Below are 7134 nucleotides of genomic sequence, written 5' to 3'. Positions count from 1 at the left end.
TTTCTATTTTCCAAAACTTTTTTTTCTTTTTTTTATTCTAAGTTTTGAACCCCGCTTTCTCCCTTTTCTCTTCCTCCTCAGCGGGCTGCAAAGGTATAAACCTTTTTGAATTTCCGAAAATTTATTTGAAGTTTTTTTGGTCTTTATTTTTTCTCTTTCAATCTCACTTATCTGCCTTCAAAACCCCTTCACTAACCTTTCTAAGAACAACCCCGCTTCCTCGTTTGCGGGCTGCAAAGGTATGCACAGAATCCGATTTTGCAAACTGTTTTTAACAAATACTTAACACGTGTGTATAAGGCGTTAATAATCAGCCAGAAAATTTACTCATCCAATGTTCAAACCGGGCATTTGCCTATAAAATCAGCTATTACTGCTCATCATTGTTAATAAAGCCGCCATTTACCTGGTATTTTACTAATGTGTAACTAAGTCCTGCTTCATTACTTATATACTATATATACAGTATCTGGATAACCAGTTCGCGACAGGGTAAAAGAATCTCATTAGCTTACTTGCATATACTATATATATAGTAATATAAGAAGTGGCCAGCCGTACCAGGAAAACGGAGCATTGTTAGCTTGCTTATATATACTATATATAGTACCCCATTTAACAGCTCCGGGAAGAATTTGAATGGACCTGCCCAGCCAGCCCGGATAGGCCCAATCGTTAAAAGATGTTAAATAGTTTGTTATATACATAAGGAGCAGGAAACACGTTATATATTCGCTGATAAATAAATAATTGACTGATTTATATTATTCACCTATCTTTGCAAAATGTTTAAAAAGCAACTTACGTTATTAACCAGTGTTTTAGCTCTGTTAATTATTACATTGGGCGGTTGTAAAAGCAAATACGAAAAGTTAAAAGCAAGTAACGATTACGCCAAAAAATACCAGGAGGCCATTAAGTACTATAATCAAAAAGATTATAACAAGGCTTTGGGGTTATTTGAGGTGTTGGTTGAACGCTATCGCGGACGTGCCGAAGCGGAAGATCTGTTTTACTACTATGCCTTCACCAACTACAAACTGAAGGATTATACATCTGCCAGGTATCACTTCAAAACCTTTGCAGATACGTATCCATCAAGCACAAGGGCCGAAGAATGCCGTTTCTTTTCAGCCTACTGCTATTACCTGGATTCGCCGATATACTCGCTTGACCAGGATAATACCATGAAAGCTATCGAGGCTTTACAGTTGTTTATAAACCTGTATCCTAAAAGCGACCGTGTTACTGAAGCAAGTAAGCTGATACAAAACCTGCGCGATAAGTTGGAAACAAAAGCTTATGCCAACGCTAAGTTGTATTTAACCATCAGCGACTATCAATCGGCCGTGATCGCCTTTAATAATGCACTGCGTGATTACCCGGATACCAAATATGCCGAAGAAATGGAGTACCTTACCGTTCGGGCGCAATATTTATATGCTAATCATAGTTTAGAGTACAAACAAGAAGAGCGTTATACTCTGGCTGAGGTTTATGCCAATCAGTTTAATGAAAAATACCCGAACAGTACCTACGGTCGTGATGTGAAGACATTGGCTAAAGACAGCGAGCGCGGTATCCAGAATGCAAAACATATATTGGCCGAAGCTTTGAGCAATGACAGGGTAGCCAAAAAATTAGCGGAAAAGGGAAAAGATACCTTGAAAACACAGCCGCCATCAGAAAAGAACCAGCAACAAAAAATTCCATATTAAAAAAATTCAATATGACAGCAATAAACCCAAACAAACCAGCAATAGCCAGTAGCACTGTAACCCGCGATTTACGCGAGCTGGATGTAAACACGAATAACATATATGAGTCGCTTGTAATTATGTCAAAAAGAGCGAACCAGATATCAAATAATATTAAAGAGGAGTTACACCAAAAACTTTCTGAGTTTGCATCATCAAATGACAACCTGGAAGAGGTTTTTGAAAACCGCGAACAGATCGAGATCTCTAAATATTACGAGAAACTGCCAAAACCTTCATTGGTAGCAGTTCAGGAATTTTTGGACGACAAGGTTTACTACCGTAACCCTACCAAAGAAGCGTAAGCCCCCGGCCCCCTGAATGGGGTGCAAGGAATGCAATGTTTAAAGAAAACTCCCACTTCGGGAGTTTTTTTGTTTATTTTTAAATTTTAAAATCATTCCCCCTTTAGGGGGTTAGGGGGCTCAATGCTTGAAGGTAAAAATATAGTTTTAGGTGTTTGCGGTAGTATTGCCGCTTATAAATCGGCCTTACTGGTCAGATTATTAGTTAAGGCCGGCGCGCATGTAAAAGTGGTGATGACACCCGATGCTATCCATTTTATTACTCCGCTTACCCTCTCTACCCTTTCCAAAAACCCTGCCCATGTTAACTATTTTAAACCTGACACCGGCGAGTGGAACAACCATGTAGAGTTGGGTTTATGGGCCGATATGCTCATCATAGCCCCAGCGAGCGCTAATACCCTGGCTAAAATGGCCAATGGTATTTGCGACAACTTGTTATTAGCCGTTTACCTATCGGCTAAATGCCCGGTATATTTTGCACCTGCTATGGATCTGGATATGTGGTTGCATCCCGCTACCAGGCAAAATGTTACCAGGCTGCAATCCTTTGGTAATATATTAATAACTCCCGGATCAGGCGAGCTGGCCAGTGGATTGTACGGCGAGGGCCGGATGGCCGAACCTGATGAGATCATTACTTTTTTATCATCCACCCTAAAAAAAAAACTCCTTTTAGCTAATCATAACATCGTGGTGACCGCCGGTCCTACTTACGAAGCTATTGACCCTGTACGTTTCGTCGGTAATCATTCGTCGGGCAAAATGGGATTTGCCATTGCCGATGAACTGGCTGCTATGGGTGCCAATGTTATCCTCATCAGCGGCCCATCGACCGAAGTAAGCCATCAACAAAACATCAAACGGATCAACGTGACCTCGGCAGCCGAGATGCTTGCCGCCTGCGAGAGCAACTTTAAAACGGCAAAAGCCTGTATTATGAGCGCTGCCGTGGCCGACTACACCCCTGTTCACGTAGCCGAACAAAAGATCAAGAAGCAGGATGGCGGCTTTAACATCGAACTCAAAAAAACTACAGATATTCTAAAATACCTGGGCGAACAGAAAACATCAGAACAGATACTGGTTGGCTTTGCGCTGGAGACCAACGACGAAGAACAAAATGCAATAAGCAAGCTGCAAAGAAAAAATCTTGATTTTATTGTGCTAAATTCGCTTAACGATGCCGGGGCCGGTTTTAAAAAGGATACCAACAAGGTAACCATTATTGACCGCGACCTTCAAAAAATAGTATTTGAACTTAAAAGTAAAGAAGCTGTGGCACATGACATTTGCCTAAAAGTTGCCCAACTCATCAACAGATGAAAAAAATATTCTTTTATATCATTTTGACCCTTGTTGGTTTCAGGGTTGCCGCCCAGGATCTTAATGCGCGGGTACAGGTGCTTTCGCCTAAAATACAGGGGAGCAACAAGCGTATTTTTCAAACGCTGGAGACAGCCATGAAGGATTTTTTGAATGGCCGCAAATGGAGCGCCGACCCCATACTGCCCCAGGAAAGAATTGATTGCAATTTTGTACTGAACATTACCAACTGGGATGGCAGCAGCAATTTCAGCGGTGAGCTCCAGGTACAATCGTCAAGACCTGTTTATGGTTCAACCTATAGCTCTACTATCATCAACCTGACCGATAAGGATGTTGATTTTATCTATAACGAAGGCCAAACCATTGATTATACCGATCAGAGCTTTCAAAGTAACCTGAGCTCTATCATGGCATTTTATGCCTATGTTATCATTGGGCTCGATTATGATACCTTTTCATCTTATGGCGGATCTCCCTATTTTGCGGCCGCGCAAACGGTTATAAATAACGCCCAAACCGGATCATACCGCGGCTGGAAAGCTTTCGACGGAAACATTAGCCGGTATTGGCTCTGCGAAAACCTCAACAATAAAGCCTATGCTCCACTACGCAGCTTTTTGTACGATTATCATCGGAATGGCCTGGATATGATGTCTGATAATACATCCAAAGCCCTTAAAGCGATCGCCTCTTTTTTACCATCATTGCAACAGGTAGACAGGTTGCGCGTAGGCGCCATGCTCCCGCTCATATTTTATACCGCCAAAAGCGATGAACTAGTATCCCTATTCAGCAAAGCCGATCCGCAGGATCGTGTGCAGGCCATGAATATACTGGTACAAGCCGATCCAGCCAATGGTAACAAATACCAAACTTTGCAGGGTAGCGGCCCTACTACGCGCTAAGCTAACTTACTCCTAAACAGGCTGCCTGCTTTGTAAAAGTGTGTTTACATGGTTTACACTTTTTATGGTTTACACTTATTTAATTAATTGATAATCAATATATTAATTAAATTTTGTTATAAAAAAACGGTTTACAGTGTAAACCATAACTCAAAGTCATAAAGCCATTATATTCTCCATGCGCAGCGTGGCAATCCCCGACTATACAGGGCGAGTAAATATAGCCGGCCTATTTGTGTAGAGATTGCTTCGTACCTCGCAATGACGCGCGCATTAGAAAGCGCAGATCAGGTGGGTCGATTATCAAAGCTATATTTTGACGAACTTATTTTGTCATTCCCCCCTTTTCCCAGGAAATAACAGCGTTTTCACCTTCCTGAAAAATTATTTTCACAAAACTCTTGCAAATACGAAATCCATCGTAGATATTTGTACGAAGAAATTCGTATTAAAAATAACATGGATATAAAACCAACAGAAAGTGAGCTGGAAATATTGCAGGTGATCTGGAATAAAGGCCAATGTACTGTACGCGATGTACATGAGCAACTGGCCAAAACCAAGGATGCCGGCTATACCACTACGCTAAAGCTAATGCAGATCATGCACGACAAAGGTTTGGTTGAGCGCGACACTACCTCAAAAACACATTTGTATAAAGCGCTATTTTCCCAGGAGCAGGCTCAAAGCAACGCTTTGGATAAAATATTGTCTACTGTATTTAAAGGTTCAACATCCGATCTGGTGATACAGGCCCTGGGGCAGCACCGAGCATCGGCCGACGAAATTGACGCTATTAAAAGTTTCCTTAACAAATTTGATCAGGATAAAAAATAAACAATCATGGAAAATCTGTTCTATAACGTAAGCCAGGTTTTAGGTATCACCATCATCCACTCCTTATGGCAGGGATTATTGGTATGGTTTGTATTGCACCTATTATTTACCTGCGCGCCATCCATGTCGTCGGTAAAAAAACATAACCTGGGCATGGCGGGTATTTTTACCATTTGCGTCTGGTTTATCTATACCTTTATTGTACAGGTACAGCAGCATGTATGGATTGATCTGGCGGCGATTAGTCCATCGGGCTTATTACCACACTTTGATTTTCCTTTAAACGCGGCCACCCATGCCATCCCGGCGGCCCGCTTAAATTATGTTATTGAAGGATACCTGCCTTATGTTTCGGCATTATACTTTGCCGGCCTGGTATTCAACCTGCTCAGGATGGGTCTTAACCTGCAAAAATTGAGTCTCATTAAAAATACCATGATCCCTGCGGATGAGGTGCAGATCTATGTAGACAGTCTTTGTGAAAAGCTGCGCATCCGTAAATACGTAAGCGCTAATTTCAGCCGCATGGTTGATGTGCCTTGTATGATCGGCTTTTTTAAACCTATTATTCTTTTGCCTATCACGCTCACTACCTATTTATCAGCAACCGAGATCGAGGCTATTTTATTGCACGAATTATCACATATCAACCGGAATGATTACCTGCTGAATATGATACAACAACTCATAACCGTATTACTTTTCTTTAATCCCTTTGCCCAATTAATTAACAAAATAATAAACCAGGAGCGCGAAAACCGCTGCGACGATCTGGTAGTACAAACCACCGCCCAACCATTAATATATGCCCAGGCCCTTTTAAAGCTGGAACAAACCAGGCATATGGACCTGCGCCTGGCTATGGCTGCTACCAGCAAAAAGTATCATTTATTAACCAGAATTGAACGTATCATGAAAACAACAAAACCTATAGGCAATATCCGCCACCTGCTTGTGGCCGTTGCCATAATGGCCGCCAGTATAAGCAGCATAGCATGGTTAAACCCAAGCATCAACAACGGTAAACTCTCTATTAAAAAAGTGGCGCTGGCGCTTCCTAAAATTATTGCAGAGCCCCTTACCGACACTACCCGTAGTAAATCAACTGTTAAATCAAAAAAGGTGCTGACTTATAAGAAAGACAGGGAAAGACAAGCTAATCACGAAAAACACCTGGCCGAAACCTATGGCCTTAACGATGCCGAACTGAACCGCTTAACCGCCGAGGTAACCAAACACGCCGAAGCTATGGGCAAGTATTATAACAGTCCCGAATTTAAAAGGCAATCTGAATTGCTTGCAGAAAAAGGTAAAGCTATGGCCGATTATTATGATCGCCCAGAAATGAAAGAGCTACAGGAACGTCAGCAAAAAATAGCCGCTGAATATCAAAAAGAAGTAGGCGATGGTAGTGAAACCAAAGAGCTTGGCGAAAAAATGCATCAGATTGGTGATAAAATGGGCAGATATTTTAAAAGCCCTGAGTTTAAAAAAATGAACGATCAGCTTAAGAAAAAGTATGGCATACCTGATAACGACTATGTTGAAAACAACAAGGACGAAAATTACCGCAAATACCAGGATGAGCTGCAAAGCAAAATACCAGCAGAGGTAAAGCAACAAACCGACGAAATGAAAAAAATGGGCGAGCAAATGCACGCCAAATATGATTCGCCTGAGTTTCGTAAAAAACAAGCTGAGCTAAGGTCAATGAGTGATAGCATGAGAAAGGCTTATAGCAACCCGCAGATGAAGGAGCAACAAGCCGAAATGAGAAAGCTGGGCGAACAAATGCGCTCGTACCAAAATAATCCGGAGTTGAAAAGAGAAAAGGAATTGCTTGAACAGGCTTCTAAAAGATTACACGAATATACCCAAAGCCCTGCTTTTAAGAAAAAGATGGCTGAGTATCGTAAACAAGCGTACAACTATAAATATGATTACAAGTACGATTATAAATACGATTCTGACGCTAAGGCGGATACCACTAATAGATAGTTT

At 41.5% G+C, this 7134-nt stretch carries 6 protein-coding genes; all 6 read left to right on the top strand.

Going from position 1 to position 7134, the window contains the following annotated elements:
• Positions 1 to 785: 785 nt before the first annotated feature.
• A complete protein-coding gene (locus BLR84_RS20175) occupies positions 786 to 1718 on the top strand; it encodes an outer membrane protein assembly factor BamD (protein WP_090471699.1) in 933 nt (310 codons plus the stop codon).
• Between the two features lie 11 nt (positions 1719 to 1729).
• Positions 1730 to 2062, top strand: a complete 333-nt coding sequence (locus tag BLR84_RS20170) for a DNA-directed RNA polymerase subunit omega (RefSeq protein ID WP_090471697.1) — start codon at positions 1730 to 1732, stop codon at positions 2060 to 2062.
• 123 nt (positions 2063 to 2185) lie between these two features.
• On the top strand, positions 2186 to 3388 hold the full coding sequence (coaBC, locus tag BLR84_RS20165; RefSeq protein ID WP_090471695.1) for a bifunctional phosphopantothenoylcysteine decarboxylase/phosphopantothenate--cysteine ligase CoaBC: 1203 nt from the start codon (positions 2186 to 2188) through the stop codon (positions 3386 to 3388).
• On the top strand, positions 3385 to 4296 hold the full coding sequence (locus BLR84_RS20160) for a type IX secretion system protein PorD (RefSeq protein WP_090471693.1): 912 nt from the start codon (positions 3385 to 3387) through the stop codon (positions 4294 to 4296). The genes coaBC and BLR84_RS20160 overlap by 4 nt, the downstream gene beginning before the upstream one ends.
• A 459-nt stretch (positions 4297 to 4755) precedes the next feature.
• Positions 4756 to 5133, top strand: coding sequence for a BlaI/MecI/CopY family transcriptional regulator (locus BLR84_RS20155; protein WP_090471691.1), 378 nt, complete (start codon positions 4756 to 4758; stop codon positions 5131 to 5133).
• A gap of 6 nt (positions 5134 to 5139) precedes the next feature.
• Positions 5140 to 7131, top strand: coding sequence for a M56 family metallopeptidase (locus BLR84_RS20150; RefSeq protein ID WP_090471689.1), 1992 nt, complete (start codon positions 5140 to 5142; stop codon positions 7129 to 7131).
• Positions 7132 to 7134 lie beyond the last annotated feature (3 nt).

This window comes from Mucilaginibacter sp. OK268 (assembly GCF_900103125.1).
Lineage (GTDB): Bacteria > Bacteroidota > Bacteroidia > Sphingobacteriales > Sphingobacteriaceae > Mucilaginibacter.
The sequence above is the reverse complement of the archived record's forward strand: the minus strand, read 5'-3'. Positions and strand labels throughout refer to the sequence as shown.